This window comes from Rhodococcus sp. DMU1 (genome assembly GCF_012272955.1).
Classification (GTDB): Bacteria; Actinomycetota; Actinomycetes; order Mycobacteriales; family Mycobacteriaceae; genus Rhodococcus; species Rhodococcus aetherivorans.
Window position 1 is genome coordinate 461,788 of sequence record NZ_CP050952.1, and the last position, 17,367, is coordinate 479,154.

Consider the following 17,367-nt stretch of genomic DNA (forward strand, 5'->3'; position numbering starts at 1 on the left):
GGCGGGCGCCACGTTCTGCCGTAGAGTGGCACGGTGCTGACAGCTTTCTGGTACGGCCTGGGTACCGCGGTGCCGCTGTTCGCCGGTGCCCTGATGGGGCTCCGGTACGACCTGCCCCGTCCGCTGCTTGCGGCCCTGATGGCGTTCGGTGCCGGAGCCATGGTCTCCGCGGTGTCCACCGAATTGTTCGCGCCCGCCTTCGCGGACCAGGGCCTGTGGTCCGCAGGCGGCGCGCTGCTGCTCGGTGCCGTGGTGTACGTCGTCGCCGACCGGTTGATCGAGCGCCGGCTCGGCGCCGCTGCATTGGGGTGGGCGCTGATGCTCGGGGCGTTGCTCGACGGGATCCCGGAGAACGCCGCCCTCGGGGTGACGCTCGGCGGTGCCGGTGCCGGCGGGTTGGTACTGCTGGTCGCCATCGCCGTCGGTAACGTGCCCGAGGCGGTCGCCGGTGCCGCGTCGATGCGCTCGAACTTCGACCGGCGGAAGGCCGTGCTCATCTGGGGCATCACGGCGGCGCTGCTGGTGGTCGTGGTGGTCGTCGCGACGGCGTATGCCGACTCGCTGCCCCCCGCGGGGATCTCGCTCATCCAGGCCTTCGCCGGTGGCGCGACGATCGCGGTCCTCGCCGATTCCCTGATGCCGGAGGCATACCGGGAAGGTGGCTGGTGGGTGGGAATATCCACCGCCCTCGGATTCCTCGTCGCGTCCGCTCTGGGCGGGTGACGTCGTCGCCGGCATCCGAACGCGTCCGTTTCACCGCCGGCGAGCAAGGTAGAGGAACGTGTGGCACGACGTCGGCGGTGGCCGTTGCGCGACGGCACGCACCTCGCGGCGGGCGGGCCGCCGGTCGCCGGGCTCACCGGCTGCCGCCGCACGCTGCCCGCCCCGACCCCGATGCTCGACTACCTCGACGCCGAACACGAGAGCATGCGTTGAGCCGCGGCGCGGAAGTGGAAGAACTCACTCGTAGAAGGCGTGCAGCCGGTGCAGGAGCTGCATCACGGAAATCCACACCGTCAGTTCGATAATCTCCGGCGGCGCAAGTTTCTTCGTGGCAGCGGCGACGACCTCCGGGGTGATCTGCGCGGGGCTGCTCGATGCGGCCTCGGCGTAGGCGAGGGCCGTGTCGGTGTGCACGTCGAGCCCGGCGCGGCTCCCGGCGAGCTGTGAAGTGGTTGCGCCGGCATATTCGGCCAGATTGCGCGCCGATTTCGCGAGCGCCTCGTCTTCGACTGCGTTCGCGTACACGAGACCGGCCAGGTGCTTCGCGCGCAACCCGAGCCGGCTCTGCTTCGGGTCGGTGTTGGCACCGAGGACGGCGGCGAGTGCGCGAATCGCCCGGCCGTGTGACAGGTGCGCCAGGATCGGGAAGTCGTGGCCCGTCCGCTGGCGGAGATGAATCCCGACTGCCGGCCAACTGTGTGGCACACCGGACGTCCAGTGCTTGTCGGCGCGGATCACCGACGGCAAGACCGGCAACAAGCCGAGCAGGTCCACAAACCTGTCCGGTTGCGGCTTGGTCGGCGTTACGGTGGCTGCCGGTATCGGCAGGTGTTTTCCGGCCGTCCAGCCCGTCGGACCGATCACCTCGTCGGCGAGGGCCAGCATGCTCTCTTCGAGCGGAATGCCCACAGTGTCATTGAATTTGTTCAAGAAGCCCATCACCGCGACTGCGAGCACCAACCACTCCGCGTCCGCCGGAGAAAAGGAATCGCGCAGCGCATCCCGCTGCGCCGGGGTCAGCGACCCGGGAACGCGTCCGAGTCCCTCCGCGACGTCGAGCGCGGACCGCTCGGCACTGCTGTAGCCACCCGACGCCGGCCCCCGGCCCACGATCCGCACAAGATCACCCTCGTCGGCCCCACGCCGGAGCGCGAACGCGCAGCAGTGTGATGCACAGTATGCGCACCCCGCTGCGCGGCTGGCCGTGTACATGGCGAGGCCGACCGTCGCCTTGGGGGGTCCGAAACCGAACAGCAGGAAGGGCAGGTTGAGGAAGTTGGGTACGAGCACGTTGTACGTGCGCATCCCGATCGGCCAGATCTCCAAATACGCGGCGGCATTCGGCGCTACGCCGAGAACCTTCCGGACCATTGCAAACTGCGCACCGTATCGGCGTTGCAGGGTCACCATGTCCACGGACGATCCGTGCAGCGCCTGAGCGATTGTCCCAGGCGAGGACGTCACGAGGCGAATCGTACCGCCGACACCGACCGCGGTACCAGGTCCGCGCACGCCGGCGAAGGTCGAGGAGTTCGTCGGCCCGGCGTTACGCCGCCGAACACGCCCTCCGCCCCGGGCTGCGGCCTGACTCACATGACCGACCGGAGCGGAGTGCCTCCTCGGCCCATGCCCGCCGCGGATGCCATGATCGTGGCCATGGCACCGACGTTGAACCTCGTGGGCGATGCCGACGCCGATGCGTTGCTCGCCGCCGATCCGCTCGCCCTGCTCATCGGGATGCTCCTCGATCAGCAGGTTCCGATGGAGACCGCGTTCGCGGGACCGAAGAAGCTCGCCGACCGCCTCGGTGGTCTGGACGTGCACCGCATTGCCGACGCCGATCCGGACGAGTTCGCCGCGATCTGCGCCCGGCCGCCGGCCGTGCACCGGTTTCCCGGATCGATGGCCAAGCGGATCCAGGCACTGTGCGCCGAGGTCACGGACCGCTACGACGGCGACGCGGCGGCCCTGTGGACGAGCGGCGACCCCGACGGCAAGGAGGTGCTGAAGCGCCTGAAGGCCCTGCCCGGCTACGGCGACCAGAAGGCCCGGATCTTCCTGGCTCTGCTGGGCAAGCAGATCGGGGTGCGGCCGGAGGGCTGGCGGGAGGCCGCGGGGGAGTACGGCGAGGACGGGTCGCGGCGGTCCATCGCCGACGTCGTCGACGCGCAGACCCTGCAGGAGGTCCGGGAGTTCAAGAAGGCGTCGAAGGCGGCCGCGAAGAAGAAGTGAGCCGCGCTAGAGCGCGATCGGCGTCTATGGGGAGCGGCACCCACATGGACACCCACCATGTCGCGGCAACGACGAATGTGAGTGGCCGATTGGTAATGGCGGGTTCGTCGCACCGGCGCCGGTTACCGGAAGATCCGATTGTCTCCGTGGATTCCGCTTCGTCATCGCCGTGCCGGCCGTCCCAGCCTGCGGGACGAGTTCGCCGGATGTCTCCGTGCGTGGGCTCAACTACGGATAAGTCTCCACTTCTGCTGTCTCCGAGGAACGTCGGACATTGGAGTATCGCCGGAGCTGCGCCACCGTCCGCGACTACCTACGGCCACGGCGTAAGGTCGGAGCCGCCCCGCTCGGAAGGTCGGCGCCGAAGGTCCGGCGGATCGTGTCTTTCGAGGCTGCGCTCCGATGGCCTGACCGCCGACGAGCAGAGCGGGCTCGAGCAGGTCCTCGCCGGCTGCCGGCATCTCGAGGTCACCGTCGCCCAGGTCACCGCCGCCGCCGAGATGCTCACCGAAGGCCTCGGCGAGAACCTGGTGCACTTGGAGGGCGTCGGTCGAAGCGGATGACTGCCGGAGCTGCACCGGGTGTCCGCAACGGGCTGAGCCTCGTCTTGCAGTTCCGGAGCGGTCGAAGGCCACGTCGACCGCATACGGCGATATCCTGAGGCCACGCCTCACCAGGTGGGGTCATGGAGGAACGTGCGCTGGTCGTGCCGTCGGGACCGGTGCACGGGAGTAGCGAGTCGACGGAGTGAGTAGCTCGTACCGATGGGTGACCGGGATCCGCGCGATACGCAGCGGTACCCGCCGGCCCCCGCCGCGGAGTTGGCCGACGCCGGGTTCGACGAGGTCGAGGAGATCGGCCGCGGCGGGTTCGGCGTGGTCTACCGCTGCACCCAGGCGGACCTGGATCGCACGGTGGCGGTGAAGGTACTCACCGTCGACCTCGACGAGGAGAACCGGGCACGGTTCCTCCGGGAGCAGCGGGCGATGGGGCGGCTGACCGGGCACCCGAACATCGTCCCCATCCTGCAGGTCGGCACCACCGACAGCGGCCGGCCCTACCTGGTGATGCCGTACCACCCGCAAAATTCGCTGGACGCGCGACTCCGCCGCCGCGGACCGCTGCCGCTGGATCAGGCCCTGCGGCTCGGGGTGAAGATGGCCGGGGCGCTCGAGACCGCGCACCGGCTCGGCATCGTGCACCGCGACGTCAAACCGGCGAACATCCTGCTCACCGAGTACGGCGAACCGCAACTGGCCGACTTCGGCATCGCGCACATCGCCGGGGGGTTCGAGACCGCCACCGGCGCCGTCACCGGATCGCCCGCCTACACCGCGCCGGAGGTGCTGGCCGGTGATCCACCGAGTCCGGCCGCCGACGTCTACGGACTCGGCGCCACCGTGTTCAGTGCGCTGACCGGCCACGCCGCGTTCGAACGCCGCAGCGGGGAGCAGGTGGTCGCGCAGTTCCTGCGGATCACCACGCAACCGGTGCCCGATCTGCGCGAGCACGGGATCCCCGACGACGTGGCCGACACGATCGCCCGGGCGATGGCCCGCCAGCCCGGTCGGCGTCCGGCCACCGCCGCCGCCTTCGGGACCCAATTGCAGCAGCTGCAACGCAACCACGACCTCCCGGTCGACGACATGGCCCTACGCGCCGAACCCGACGCCGAGGCCGAGGTCGACTCGGAGGCCGGGGACCCCGGGCCGGTGCCGAGCGGCCGACGCCGGACCACGGCACCCGCCATACCGGGCGCGACGGGCAGTCTGCCCTTGGAGCGGACCAGTTTCGTCGGCCGCCGGCACGAGCTCACCGAGGCGAAGAACCTCCTGACCGGCTCCCGGCTGGTGACGTTGACCGGAATCGGCGGAGTCGGCAAGACCCGCCTGGCGATGCGCGTCGCCGCGGCGGTGCAGCGCGACTACGCCCAAGGGGTGCGCCTGGTCGAACTCGGGGAGCTGCACGACCGCGCGTCGCTGCTCGACGCGGTGGCCGCCGCAGTGGGGCTGCGGGACCAGTCGGCGCGGCCGATGCAGGAAGTGCTGCTCGAATTCCTCGCCCCGCGGCAGGTGCTGGTGGTGCTCGACAACTGCGAGCACCTGATCGACGCGGTCGCCGACCTCGCCGACCTGCTGCTGCGAACGTGTCCTCGGCTGCGGATCCTGGCCACCAGCCGCGAACCCCTGGTCCTCGGCGGAGAGGCGGTGCTCGCCGTCCCCCCGCTGACGGTCCCGGATCCACAGCAGCCACCCTCGATGCGGACGTTGCCCCGATACGAGGCGGTGAAAATGTTCACCGAACGCGCCGCGGCCGCCGTGCCCGGTTTCGCGCTCACCGAGGACAACGCGGCGACGGTGGCACGGATCTGCCACCGGCTCGACGGGCTGCCCCTGCCGATCGAGCTGGCCGCGGCCCGGCTGCGGGCGCTCTCCCCCGAGCAGATCCTCGAGCGGCTCACCGACCGCTACACCCTGCTCACCCGCGGCAGCCGGGGTGCGCCGACGCGGCAGCAGACGCTGCGGTGGTGCATCGACTGGAGTTTCGAGTTGTGCACCGCCGTCGAGCAACGGGTGTGGGGTCGGGTGGCGGTGTTCGCGGGCAGCTTCGACCTCGACGCCGCGGAGCACGTGTGCGGTGCAGATATGGCCGCGGGCGAGGTGCTCGACACCCTGACCGCCCTGGTGGACAAGTCGATCCTGATCCGGGAGGAGGCCGGGTCGGTGGTGCGGTTCCGGATGCTCGAGACGCTGCGCGACTACGGCGTCGAGAAGCTCGAGCAGTCCGGCGAGGACATTGCCGTGCGTCGCCGGCACCGGGACTGGTACGAGGCGTTGGCGCTCGACGCGGAGGCCGAGTGGATCAGCGCCCGCCAGCTCGACTGGATCACCCGCCTGAAGCGGGAACAACCGAACATTCGCGAGGCACTCGAATTCTGCGTCAAGGACGATCCCGTCGCCGGACTGCGCATCGCTGCCGCACTGTTCTCGTTCTGGAGTTCTCAGAGCCTCTACAACGAGGGGCGGCGCTGGTACGACCAACTGCTCGCCCGCCAGGACGGCCCACCCATCCTCGAACGGGCCAGGGCGCTCTACTGTGCCAGCGTAATGGCCAACGTCCAGGGCGACTTCCACGCCGGGACCACACTCGTCGAGCACGCGCGCACGCTCGCCGCGCAGACCACCGACCCCCTGGTGCGCGCGTTGGTTTCCTTCGCCGACGGAAGGCTCGGACTCCTCAGCGGTGATTTCGAACATGCCCGTTCTCACCTCGAATCCGCACTTGCACAGTTCAGTGAACGCGGCGATCGGACGCTCGAGGTGACTGCGCTGACCGCACTGGGGACGGCCTATGGGCTGTCCGGCCTGAGAGAGGAGGCACTCGAATGCCATGAGCGGGTCCTCGCGATCACGACAACGCACGGCGAGACGGTGCATCGATCGTATGCGCTGTGGGCCTTGGGAATTATCCTGTGGCAGCAGGGTAATACAAGTCGTTCGGCGCAATTTCTCGAGGAATCACTGGAGCTGTCCCGGCAGGTGCGCAGCCCCCACATCGTTGCAGCCTCCCTCGAGGCGCTGGCCTGGATCAGCGTCGACCAACGCGATGCACGTCGGGCCGCGGTTCTGATGGGAGCTGCGGACGGGTTGGCGCAGGCGATCGGCAGTTCCCCGATCATTCACTCCCATCTGGTTGCTTACCACGAAGAATGTGCCCGCAAGACCCGGCAGAAGCTCGGGGGCGACGCCTTCAGCGCGGCCTACCGCCAAGGTGAGCAATTCGGCTTCGACGCGGCCATCGCCTACGCCTTGCGCGAGCACCCGCCAGTCGACTCCCCGCCCGGCACCGATGCGTCGGCGCGACTGACCAAGAGGGAACGCCAAGTCGCCGACCTGATCGGCGAAGGCCTGACGAATCAGGCCATCGCCCGTCGCCTGGTGATCTCCCCTCGCACGGCACAAGGCCATGTGGAGCACATCCTGGCCAAACTCGGATTCACCTCCCGGGCCCAGGTCGCGGCTTGGGTCACCGAGCAGACGCACGACTAAGGAGAGCGCCACTGGCGCTGGTAGGAATCCTCGGCCTTCAGGCCGGGGAGGATGTCAAACGGTCCAGGATCGTTGGGGCGGGACAATTCGTCTTCAGATCGGCGCGGGGTTTCGCCAGCGTGTAGGAGCGATGGCGGCGTGTGGTCCGCATGGCCTCGGTGAACAGGTCCGTCCAGCGCGAAGGAGCGCGGAGCCTCACACTGAAGTCGTTGATCACCACATACAACTTCTTTCCGGGTCGGAGTACTCGCCCAGTCTCGAGGAAGTCGCGGAACTCGCAGGTGCGTTGCGTGGGCGGCCCGGTAGTACCTGACCGTCCCGGACACCCCGCTTCCCAGCTTTTGTAAGGACCGATCGGTATGCACCGGCCTGTGCCGCGGAAGGGATGTGTGAGCGGCAACTTCTGCAGCATTCGACGGTGAACTTTGCACCCCACTGTCGTGAATGATTGCAATCGACACAGAATAGTGCTGTGAAATAATCGCTTTCGGTGTTGGTCATGTCGCGACAATCGTCACTTTGGCGGACACGGAGTCCGATGACTCCGCCCCTAGTGACGATCGGGCGGTGCGAAAAGGTATGTCGGGGTGCGGCCGTCGGCCTTCGTTTCGTACCGACCAGTTTCCTTCCTCTGAAAAAATAGGTATGTCGCTAGGTATTACGGCCGTCGCCTGGCCCCGACAGGCGGGCCATGGTGTGACATGTCTCACCAGCTCGACCGAAGGTCCATCCGATGCCCTACCGACACCGATCTCCGGTGACCCGAGCCCACGGTCACCACACAGCGATCCACTGGTCCACTGTTCGCGTCGACGACCGGGCGGAGGTGTGCGGCGTTCTCGGGCGGGGATCGCCGGTGGTCTTCGTTCCCGGATGGGGATTGACGCCCTGGATCTACCGTCACGCCTTGGCCCAGCTGGCCCGGAGCTGTCGGGTCTACGCCCCGGCGATCCCCGGGTTTGCCGGAGTGCCGGACCGTCCACTCGACAAGCGGACCGTGGCGGACTGCGCCGCCTGGCTCGGACGGTTTCTCGGCGCTGCCGGAGTCGGTCCGGTGACCTTGGTCGGGCACTCGTTCGGCGGGGCGCTGGCGATCCGGGCCGCCCATGATCTGCCGGATCGGATAGTGCGACTGGTTCTCGTCAATTCCGTCGGGGCAGGAGCGTGGCCGGACGTCAATGGTGCGACGCCCCCGCTCGGTGACGGACCCCTGTGGGAGCGGGGCGCTGAGGCTCTGGGGGACGCGCTGTCGCTGCGGATGCTCGCCTCGACCACACGGACTCGTCCCACCACTACCAGTCGCCACGACGTCGGTGATCCGGGAAGCGTGGGGAGCACGGACCCCACCGCCCGGGGTGGGGACCTGACCGCTGAGCTGCACCGGCTCGCGCAACGACGTCTACCGGTAGCGCTGGTGTGGAGCCGGGGCGACCGCCTGGTCCCGTGGGCGAGCGTCGAATCGCTCCGCGCGGGCCTGGGGGGACCGCCGGTGTTCACCGTCGCGGGCGGACACGGGTGGCCGATCACCGACCCGGAGTGTTTCGGGCACACGATGCGCACCGCCTTGGACCGGCTCCACACCGAGGTGGCGTCGTGAGCGCCGGTCTCGCCCGTCGCGGGCGCGAGACCACCCGATTCGGCAAACTCGTCATCTGGAAGTGCCAGGGCTGCGCCGCGGTGCTCGCACCCCTGACCGGGTGCTGTCCCTCGTGCGGCGCCCGCACTCTCGAACCCATCTCCTCGGCCGGCGCGGGAGTGATCGTCTCGTGCCGGGTCGTCGATCGCACCCCCGACCCGGTGTGCGGCGCGCCCTGCCCGTCGATCATCGCCATCGTCGCACTCGACGAGGGTCCCTGGGTCTATTCGTGGATCGACGGCGACGTTCCGGTCTCTTCCGATCGGCCGGTGCGGGTGCGGTTCCGGTACACGCAGCCAGGCGAGAGATTCCCGGTCTTCGCACCCCGCGATTGCTTGTGACGGCCGCTTCCGGCTCAGCCTGAAAACACTGCTGGAAAACAACAATGGGAGCAGGACCAAAGGTGGACATTTTTCGCCGAAGTCCGTGTCGTTGCTTCCTCTTTCCTGACTGGTGGTCGACCCGGATCGGACACGCATCGCCTCGGCCGTTGGTCGCAGCAATTCCCTTTCCGGAGCGAAAAGCACACGCGGGTATGTAAGGTACGAGCGCCGTGGGCGTGGTGCCGACAGTCCGGACATGGCGGCCGACCGATATTCGTTCTCATCGCCATCGTGAATGTTCCGGTGGAGTGGCCCTGCTCTGGAACCGAGATCCGGACTTGCCGAGCAGGTACGCCAACTACGCGAGATCCGAGCAATCGAACGCATCCGGCCCCGCGGTATCCCAGACGTACGGCGACCTCATCGTCAACTCTGCCGCGGCGAGAGTCCGTGCCGCGGCCGCGGAAGGCCCGTCAGGAATGTCGGTGACGCTCTGAACGGACTTCCGCGGGGCACTCGCCGGGTCTGCGAGGCATCCTCTGCGTGTCCTCCGTCTCGCTGACCCGATCCCGTCGCTCGAGCCGGCCGCAGTCCGCGTCGGCTTCATCGAGCGGCCCGTCGAAGCCGACCCTGGGGTGGCACAGCGATGCCGCATGGTGCTGGTTCATACGTCGATCTCGGGACGACGTACCTGGAGGCTCCCGGCCGGCGCGGTCCTGGCATCCGGAATAGTCCCGAACAGCTGCTAACATGACGGTGAAAGACGACGGTTTCGGTTGCTGGAGGGTCGGCGGAGCTGGGGGCAAGTACCCGGGGTGCACGTCGCCGTGGGATTCCTTGAGTGCAGCGCCTGGATGAGAGGAGCGGAGCATGACCGAGGTTGCCGTACAGCGTCGGCCACGCAACCGCAAGCAACTCATCGTTGCGGCTGCGGCGAAGCAGTTCGAGCGGCGGGGCTTTCATGATGCCGCGATTGCGGAAATCGCGGCCGATGTCGGTATTACCGGCCCGGCGTTGTATCGCCATTTCCGAGGTAAGCAGGATCTTCTTGCTGCTGCGGTGGAATTCGAGATCGAGGGACTCGAGGCGGCCTATGGTGCACCACAACCGGGGCTCCAGGAGTTGCTGGAGTACGCCGCGGGTAAGTCGCTGGCACAGAATCGCCCAAGCGCGCTGTGGGAACGAAATCAGGCGTACCTCGAACCGTCAGTGAGCGCTGAACTACGCGACCGCTACCAGAAGGCGATCGCCCCGCTGCACGAGGCGATACAGACGGCCAGGCCCGGTCTCGCCGGACCTGCGGTAGAGCTGCTGGTAGCGGGCGCTCATGCCGTACTGAGCAGCAATCGGTTGTTCAGCCGAAACAAACTCGATTCTGGTCGAGCACGAATGCTGATGACCAAGGCCGCTTCGGCGGTGTGCGAGATGACGGACCTAGGCGTTGTCGAACGAGCAACCGCGCGTGGTGGTGCGCGCGGTCGGATCATGCCGGCATCGCGCCGGGAAGCGATCCTCGAGGCGGCGGTGACCTTGTTCGCCGAACGTGGTTATCAGGCCGTGGGGATGGACGACATCGGCGCTGCGGCAGGGATTACCGGACCGACTCTCTACCATCATTTTTCCGGGAAGTCGGCGATCCTCGTCACGGTGATCACCCGTTGTCTCGACGCGCTGTACTTCGATGTCTCCGGGGCGTTGTCGGCTACGGATGATCCCGCCCGCGCCCTCGACTCTGCGCTGACGTCCTTCGTTCGGATCAACGTCGAACACGGAGACGCGTTGAGTGCATTGCTCACCGAAGTCGTCAACGTACCGGCGGACGAGCGTGCCGCTATCCGGCGCCTTCAGCACGACTACGCCAGCGAATGGGTTGCGCTGTTGATCCGGGTTCGCCCCGATCTCGCGGCGGCGGAGGCCGAGGCTCTGGCACGGACCGCTCAGTCCGTCATCAACCGGATGCGGAGACAGCTTCGTGGGGAACCCGGGGATGTGGGGAACCAGCTGAACCGTGTGGGCCGGGCCGTCCTGGGGCTTGCCGGTCCGGCGGTTCCGTCGGGACACCAGTAGGCGACCCGCACCCACATGGTCGTTGGACAGATCAGTTGTCATAGGCCCTCACTCTGCGCACTGGGTTGACCGGCATCGCACCGGAACGACGAAACCGCTGACGGCACCGAGGTGACCCATCGTCACGGACTACATCGCACTCGAGTTCTGCGGGCCGGCGGACGAGCTCACCAGTCCGAGTCGGGGACATGATCGAACAGGTGAACAACCGTCGGCGTCATTCGAGCCGGGGGACGATCAGCCCACTGGAGTTCGAGCGTCAATTCACACAGGAGGCAGAAGCTGCCGGATGCCGGGCTCCTCCGATGAGTTCGACCCACGGGCACTCAGTCTGCGTCCCGTATGGAACCGTCCCGTATCAATGCGCACGTCCTGCGGCGGCCGTGGCCACGTGGGGGCGACGCCGCGCGGGGTCTGCCTTGACCTCGACAACCAGCGGATAGTTCCCCTTCTCGATCAGCGCCGCGACCTGTGCGAACTCGTCGATTTCGCGCACCGTCACCGCGCGGGCGCCGAGTGCGCGCGCCGTCTCCGCGAACCCCGGCCATTCGACCTCCGAGTGCGCGGGCTTCAAGCCGAGACCCGCGAGCTTGAGGTACTCGGCGCCGTAGCAATGATCGTCGAGCACGACGAGTACAACGGGCAGGTGATGCCGGACCGCAGTGCTCAACTCCGTCAGTCCCATCATCGCGCCGCCATCCCCGACCACGCAGACCGTCGGCGCATCGCGGTGACTCGCCGCAGCGCCCACCGCAGTCGCGATACCCAGCCCGATCGAGCCGAACGCACCAGGAACGGTGAACCGCCCCGGCTCGACTGGCAGGTACTTCCACGCCGCGGTCGAGAAGCGTCCGATATCGGTGACGACCTGCGACCCTGGCGGGAGTAGCGCGGCGAGTCGGGCCATCGCATCTCGCATGTCGACGGTGCCGCCCCCGGAGATGCTGTGGTAGCCCTTCTGCTCGAGGGCGCGCACGGCTTCGGCGAGCTGCGTGACGCGGCGACCGGACGGTGCCGGAGCGTCGGCCTCGGCCAGCCGCTTGCACAGTGCGTGCATCACCTTCGCAGCGTCACCCGTAATCGGCAGATCCACCGGCGCGAACCGCCCGAACGCATCGGACCGGTCGTCGATCTGGATGACGAATTTGCCGGCCAGCAGCGCCGTGTTGTCGGTTGTGAACGACGAGAGGGCGGCGCCGACGACAAGCACGCAGTCGATCCGGCCGAGCTCCTCGATCGCCACCGCGTGCGACAGCGAACCGTGTATACCGAGGTTCTCGGGTTCGCCGGCGAACAGGTCCTTCGCGAGTAGCGTTGTCATCACCGGCGCGTCGAGGGCCCGCGCCAGGCGCAGGATGTCGTCGCGGGCGCCGGAGCCGACCGCGCCGCGGCCCGCGAGGATGAGCGGGCGTGCGCTGCCGAGCAACGCGGCGAGCGCGTCGTCGACGAGGTCGGCGGCGGGCGCTCCGGGTACCGGCGGTGAGGGCACCGCGCGCGGCGACTCACCGGTTGCCGCGACCTCGAGCAGGTCGTAGGGCAGGTCGAGCACGAGGGGAGTCCGGGTGGTAGCGACGCGCGAAAGCGCTTCGGCGATATCCGCCCCGACCGCGGCGGCCTGGCGCACCCGGCGGTACTCGGCACCGGCGAGCCGGGCGAACCCTTCGAGGTCGAAGTCCTGGAAGTGGTCGCGCACGTCCGGGGTGCTGCCGGTCAGCAGCAGCACTGCGCTGCGCGAGCGCACCGCCTCGACCAGGGCGGTCGTGCAGTTCGTGACGGCCGGGCCGTGCGTGACCGACGCGACGCCGACACCACCGGTCATGCGGGCGTAGCCGTCTGCCATCGACACCGCACCACCTTCGGCCACGGCTGCGACGAACTCGCCGCCGTGGTTCTCCACGAAGTCACCGAGATACGCGAGGTTGGCGTCGCCCATGAGTCCGAAGACGGTGCCGACCCCGAGCTCGGACAGGGCCAGGGCCGCAAGTTGATAGGTCTTCATGGGGTTTCCTCCGGGATCGGTGTGTACTGGTCAGATGACGGGACGGAAGCCGTCGTCGATGTGAACGGCCGTGCCCGTGAGGTCTCCGCGCTGTGCGACGTGGTTCGTGGAGGATCCCGAGGTGCAGTTGTCGACGTTGCGCGCTGGCCTCGGGGCCATGCCGACGCGATCGTCCGCTAGTCGATCTAATCCCCGTGCGGCGCGCCCAGTGCCGCCGGTCCGGCGGCTGCATGGGAGTACGCGGCACCGTACTCGCGTCAGATCAGGGGCGCACTGGGGTCCCGGCTGTGAAACGTGACCCCGGTCAGGAACCGCCGTGGCGATCTGAACGAGGGGGCGCAGGCGCGACAGATCGCCGTTGTCGGTGGGTGCCGGCTTCATGAGTGAAATAGGGAGATGTGGTTGGGGGCTGACGCCGGGCGGGCCGGCCACGAGTGGTCCGGGCCCGCCCGGGCAGGGCAGGGTGTGGCCTCAGGGGCAGCCGTTGGTGACGATGGCGCCGTAATTCGGGTCGATCGTCGGGTCGACGTAGGCGACGTTGGCGTCCCAGAGCTCCTTGCTCAGGTCCATAGACCAGGTGTCGCGCTCGCTCTCCCAGACGGCGCGGGCGGCGTCCTCGGGCAGACCGGTCCAGTCGACGAGGATCTTGGTCGCCTCGTCGGCATTCTCCTCGTCGACGATCCACTCGATCGAGGACTTCATCGCCCGGCAGAACTTGCCGATCGTGTCGGGGTTCTCGCTCCAGAACTGCTTCGTAGTGGCGAACATGCCGGTCACGTCGTTCCTGCCGCGTTCGCCCATCGTGCCCTCGGCGGAATCGGCGATGATGCGGAGCTTGGAACCCTTGGCGAGTAGCGACTCGTAGGTCGTCAGGCCGAGGACGCTCGCGTCGGCCTGGCCGTTGGCAATGGCTGCGGCGGTTGTGGCCGGCGTACCGGTGCCGATGAAGGTGACTTCCTTGCCGTCGATGCCGTACTCCGCGAGCACGCTCAAGGTCCGTTGCTCGTTGGAGTCGCCGCGCTGCGGGACCGCGAATCTCTTGCCGGGAAGGTCGTTGAGCGAGGTGATGCCGGACTCCTCGGTCGCCACCATGACGACTCGGCCGCGCGAATAGGGGCCGAGGATCCTGAGCTCCTGGCCCTCGGCGCCGGCCGGGACGATGGCGCCGGGCTGGCCGAAGATGACTTGTGTGCTGCCGCCGATCATCGCGGACAAGATCTCCGGCCCGGACTTGCCCTCGATCAGTTTCACGTTCAGATCCTGGTCCGTGAAGAAACTCTTCTTCTCGGCGACGGAAAGTGGGTAGGTATAGATCGTGCCGGGGAACGAACCGACATTGATCACGTTCGGGTTGGCGCCCGCGGTCTCGTTCGAGCCGCACGCTGCGGCTCCGGCGAGCAGTGCGAGTGCGCCGCACAGAGACAGGAACTTCTTCTTCATCGGTGTGTAGATCTCCTGAATTCGCGGGGTCTGGAGGTGATTCAGAGGGATTTGCGGAATCGTTCGTACAGTTCCTGGTAGCGCGGGTGTGCAGCTACGCTCTCCAGGTCCCGCGGCCGTTCGATGCCGACCTCGACGTCGTCGAGGATCCGGCCCTCGCCGAGGAGAACGACGCGGTCGGCGAGGGCGATCGCCTCACCCAGGTCGTGGGTGACGAAGACGACCGTGCGCTGGGGTCCTGACTGCCACAGCTCGAGGAACTCCTGCTGGACCGCGATCCGGGTCCGGGCGTCGAGCGCTGCGAAGGGTTCGTCCATCAGTAGGACGTCGGGGTCGAGGGCCCATGTACGGGCGAGGGCGACGCGTTGGCGCATGCCCTGGGAGAGCTGCCACGGCCACAGCCGTTCGGAGCCGCCGAGGTGGACCCGGCTCAGCCAGTCGTGGGCGACCCGGCGGCGGGTGGCGCGGTCGACACCGCGCAGTTCGAGACCGTATTCGACGTTGCCCTGGGCGGAGCGCCACGGGAGCAGCGCGTCGCGGGCGAGCATGAAGCCCAGGTGGGGGCGGGCCTCGCGGGGGCTGGTGCCGTGGACCTCGATCTTGCCGGATGACGGCTCGACCAAGGCGGCGATCATGTTGAGCAGAGTGGTCTTGCCGCAGCCGCTGCGTCCGACCAGGGCGACGAACTGGCCGGACGTGACGTCGAGGTCGATGTCGTGCAGGACCGTTCGCGTCCCGCCCTCCGGCTTGGTGAAGGTGACCTGTGCCCGGCGGAGACGGATCATCGTGTCGAAGGGCGGGACGTTCGCGGCGTCGGCGCTGAGAGTGGAGTGGGTCATGGCGGTCATCTCCTCGGGATCAGTGGTCGGCTGGGGGCTGCCAGCGGAGGAGTCGCCTCTCGGTGGCTCCCATGACTTGGTTCAGGACGACGGCGATGACGGCGAGCAGGATCAAGATCGCGTAAACCGCCTCTAGTTGGAACAGGGACGAGTACTGGGCGATCAGCTGGCCGAGGCCGTTTTCGGCGGCGATGAGTTCGGAGCCGACGACGCCCAGTAGCGCGTAGATCAGGCCGAGTCGCAGGGAGGCGATGATCGCGGGGGTTGCAACCGGCAGCATGACCTTCCAGAACAGGTGGCGCTTCTTTGCGCCGAGAACCGCCGACAGGCGCAGCCATTCGGCGTCGGCCGATCGGACACCGGCCCGAGAGGCCGACAGCACGATGAAGAACACGAGTGTGCTGGCCAGTGCCACCTTGGCCTGGGTGCCGATGCCGAAGGCGACGATGAAGAAGGGTGCGAGGGCGATGCGGGGCATCGCGTTGGCTGCGTCGAGGAACGGGGCGAGAATGCGCTCGAAAGTGGGCAGGAGGCCCAGCGTGATGCCGACGACGACGCCGACGCCGCTGGCGAGGGCCCAGGCGATGACGACGGCGAGCATCGTGGCTTGACCGTTGGACCAGAGCTCGCCGTTCTCGACGGCGTTGACGAAGTAGTCCCACGACTGTTTCGGCGACTTGGCAAGGACAGGGGTGATCCACTGGTTGCGCGCGGTCAGGTCCCACGCGCCGAGCCAGAGGACGACGAGCGCGAGTTGTGCTCCTCGGACGAGCAGCATCGTCCTTGATGTACGTGCGCGTGGTCGCCGGCCTTTCATCGGTATGGGGGCGTCCGCGACCGGGGGCATGTCGTCCCGGCGATGTGTCGGCTGCTCGCTAGCAGTGATCGGCGACAAGACGGTCTCCTCAGCTATGGCGGGCCGGCGCTTCTGCGCCGGAGTGAGAATTCACTGGTGATCAAGTCATCACTTACTTTGCCTGGGTGTGACGAAGTCGTCAATACTGGTTATGAGTACCGTGACTTGTGTACAGTCAGGTCACTTTTGCTGTCCTACAGTTAACTTTGAGGGATTTCCGTTGCGAACTTCAGTGGGCTACGGGCAATGCATGCGTCGCCGACAACGTCATCGCATTCGAACGACTGGTAACAATGTCGCTTCGCCGACCGGCGTTCCGTCAGGAGAGGGCCAGCAATGTCCGAAGGCGCTGCGCAGCGTCGCCCGCGCAATCGCAGGCAGCTGATCGTCGCGGCGGCCGCGCGATAGTTCGAGCACAAGGGCTTCCACGGACATTTCGGTCACCGACATCGCGGCCGAGGTGAGCATTACCGGTCCGGCTCCCTACCGCCACTTCCGCGGAAAGTTGGAACTGCTGGTGCCGTCATCGAGCTCGAGATCGATCAGCGCGAATGGGGCTCCGGGGCGACGGAGCTGACGACGCTGCTCGACGGGGCGGCCAGGGCACTCTTGCGCCCCGATCGTGTCGACCCCCTGTGGCAGCGCAGCAGTTCCTTCGTCGATCCGGAGACGCGGGCGAAGCTCACCGATCGCCATCTCGCCGCGCCACAGCCGTTGTGGTCCGCCCTGGCCAGGACTCGCACCGACCCGACCGAAGCCCAGGCCGACGCCCTGACCTGGGCTGTCCAGGCGGTGCTGCCCAGCGCCCGCGCCTTCGAGCGGGCCAAGCTGGACCGCGAGCACGGCCGGCAGCTCTTGTCGCTGCAGTCCTCACGGTGGCCGAGATTTCCCGCTTGTTCCCCGCGGCGTCGGTGCACCCGGCACCTGGCGGGCTGAGCGCTGTGTCACGGCGCGCGGCACCGCTGGCCGCCGCCGTACGTCTGCTCGCCGAGCGGGGCTGCCCGGCGTTGACGACCGAGATTGTCCACGTGCCGGGGGAGGAGGGCGCACCGATCCGACGGGCGCCGCAGGACTACGTCAACGAGTGGACGGTGCTGCTTGTCGCCGGCCGGGACGACTTGAGCCCGGCCGATGTGGAGGCCCTGGACCGCTCGGCGACACCGCCTACCGGTGGCGAACACTGAGCAGCGCGAACCGCTCCGG

At 67.8% G+C, this 17,367-nt stretch carries 15 protein-coding genes; 9 read left to right on the forward strand and 6 right to left on the reverse strand.

Annotated elements, in window-relative coordinates; genetic code table 11:
* Positions 1-33: 33 nt before the first annotated feature.
* Entirely contained in the window at positions 34-723 is a 690-nt protein-coding gene (locus HFP48_RS02090; protein WP_006943098.1) for a hypothetical protein, read from the forward strand.
* A 60-nt stretch (positions 724-783) separates the two neighbouring features.
* Complete coding sequence (locus HFP48_RS02095) at positions 784-936, forward strand: hypothetical protein (RefSeq protein ID WP_157127598.1); 153 nt, start codon at positions 784-786, stop codon at positions 934-936.
* A gap of 24 nt (positions 937-960) precedes the next feature.
* Here the strand turns inward: HFP48_RS02095 and HFP48_RS02100 are convergent, their stop codons facing one another.
* Positions 961-2,139, reverse strand: a complete 1,179-nt coding sequence (locus HFP48_RS02100) for a carboxymuconolactone decarboxylase family protein (protein ID WP_168578945.1) — start codon at positions 2,137-2,139, stop codon at positions 961-963.
* 240 nt (positions 2,140-2,379) lie between these two features.
* On the opposite strand from HFP48_RS02100, the gene HFP48_RS02105 reads away from it, so the two are divergent.
* From HFP48_RS02105 to HFP48_RS02125, 5 genes are all read left to right on the forward strand, one after another.
* On the forward strand, positions 2,380-2,955 hold the full coding sequence (locus HFP48_RS02105) for an HhH-GPD-type base excision DNA repair protein (RefSeq protein WP_029547108.1): 576 nt from the start codon (positions 2,380-2,382) through the stop codon (positions 2,953-2,955).
* A 764-nt stretch (positions 2,956-3,719) separates the two neighbouring features.
* Complete coding sequence (locus HFP48_RS02110) at positions 3,720-7,004, forward strand: protein kinase (protein WP_168578946.1); 3,285 nt, start codon at positions 3,720-3,722, stop codon at positions 7,002-7,004.
* A gap of 856 nt (positions 7,005-7,860) precedes the next feature.
* Entirely contained in the window at positions 7,861-8,601 is a 741-nt protein-coding gene (locus HFP48_RS02115; protein ID WP_168578947.1) for an alpha/beta hydrolase, read from the forward strand.
* Positions 8,598-8,981: an OB-fold domain-containing protein gene (locus HFP48_RS02120; RefSeq protein WP_050034420.1), complete on the forward strand. Its 384-nt coding sequence runs from the start codon at positions 8,598-8,600 to the stop codon at positions 8,979-8,981. Before HFP48_RS02115 ends, HFP48_RS02120 begins: the two co-directional genes overlap by 4 nt.
* A gap of 852 nt (positions 8,982-9,833) precedes the next feature.
* A complete protein-coding gene (locus HFP48_RS02125) occupies positions 9,834-11,030 on the forward strand; it encodes a TetR/AcrR family transcriptional regulator (RefSeq protein WP_065923151.1) in 1,197 nt (398 codons plus the stop codon).
* A gap of 358 nt (positions 11,031-11,388) precedes the next feature.
* Here the strand turns inward: HFP48_RS02125 and HFP48_RS02130 are convergent, their stop codons facing one another.
* The 5 genes from HFP48_RS02130 to HFP48_RS02150 all read right to left on the reverse strand — a co-directional run bounded on the left by HFP48_RS02130 (position 11,389) and on the right by HFP48_RS02150 (position 16,632).
* Complete coding sequence (locus HFP48_RS02130) at positions 11,389-13,029, reverse strand: thiamine pyrophosphate-binding protein (RefSeq protein ID WP_065923150.1); 1,641 nt, start codon at positions 13,027-13,029, stop codon at positions 11,389-11,391.
* Between the two features lie 471 nt (positions 13,030-13,500).
* Complete coding sequence (locus HFP48_RS02135; RefSeq protein ID WP_050034423.1) at positions 13,501-14,469, reverse strand: ABC transporter substrate-binding protein; 969 nt, start codon at positions 14,467-14,469, stop codon at positions 13,501-13,503.
* Positions 14,470-14,510: 41 nt separating this feature from the next.
* Complete coding sequence (locus HFP48_RS02140) at positions 14,511-15,308, reverse strand: ABC transporter ATP-binding protein (RefSeq protein ID WP_168578948.1); 798 nt, start codon at positions 15,306-15,308, stop codon at positions 14,511-14,513.
* A 19-nt stretch (positions 15,309-15,327) separates the two neighbouring features.
* Entirely contained in the window at positions 15,328-16,086 is a 759-nt protein-coding gene (locus HFP48_RS02145; protein WP_231772108.1) for an ABC transporter permease, read from the reverse strand.
* 345 nt (positions 16,087-16,431) lie between these two features.
* Positions 16,432-16,632, reverse strand: coding sequence for a hypothetical protein (locus HFP48_RS02150; protein ID WP_168578949.1), 201 nt, complete (start codon positions 16,630-16,632; stop codon positions 16,432-16,434).
* A 141-nt stretch (positions 16,633-16,773) separates the two neighbouring features.
* Between HFP48_RS02150 and HFP48_RS02155 the strand changes: the two genes are divergently transcribed.
* Both HFP48_RS02155 and HFP48_RS02160 read left to right on the forward strand, forming a co-directional pair.
* The gene (locus HFP48_RS02155) at positions 16,774-17,100 is read left to right on the forward strand and encodes a hypothetical protein (protein WP_168578950.1); all 327 of its coding nucleotides are present in this window, start codon (positions 16,774-16,776) and stop codon (positions 17,098-17,100) included.
* 5 nt (positions 17,101-17,105) lie between these two features.
* Positions 17,106-17,348, forward strand: a complete 243-nt coding sequence (locus HFP48_RS02160; RefSeq protein WP_168578951.1) for a hypothetical protein — start codon at positions 17,106-17,108, stop codon at positions 17,346-17,348.
* Positions 17,349-17,367: the final 19 nt, after the last annotated feature.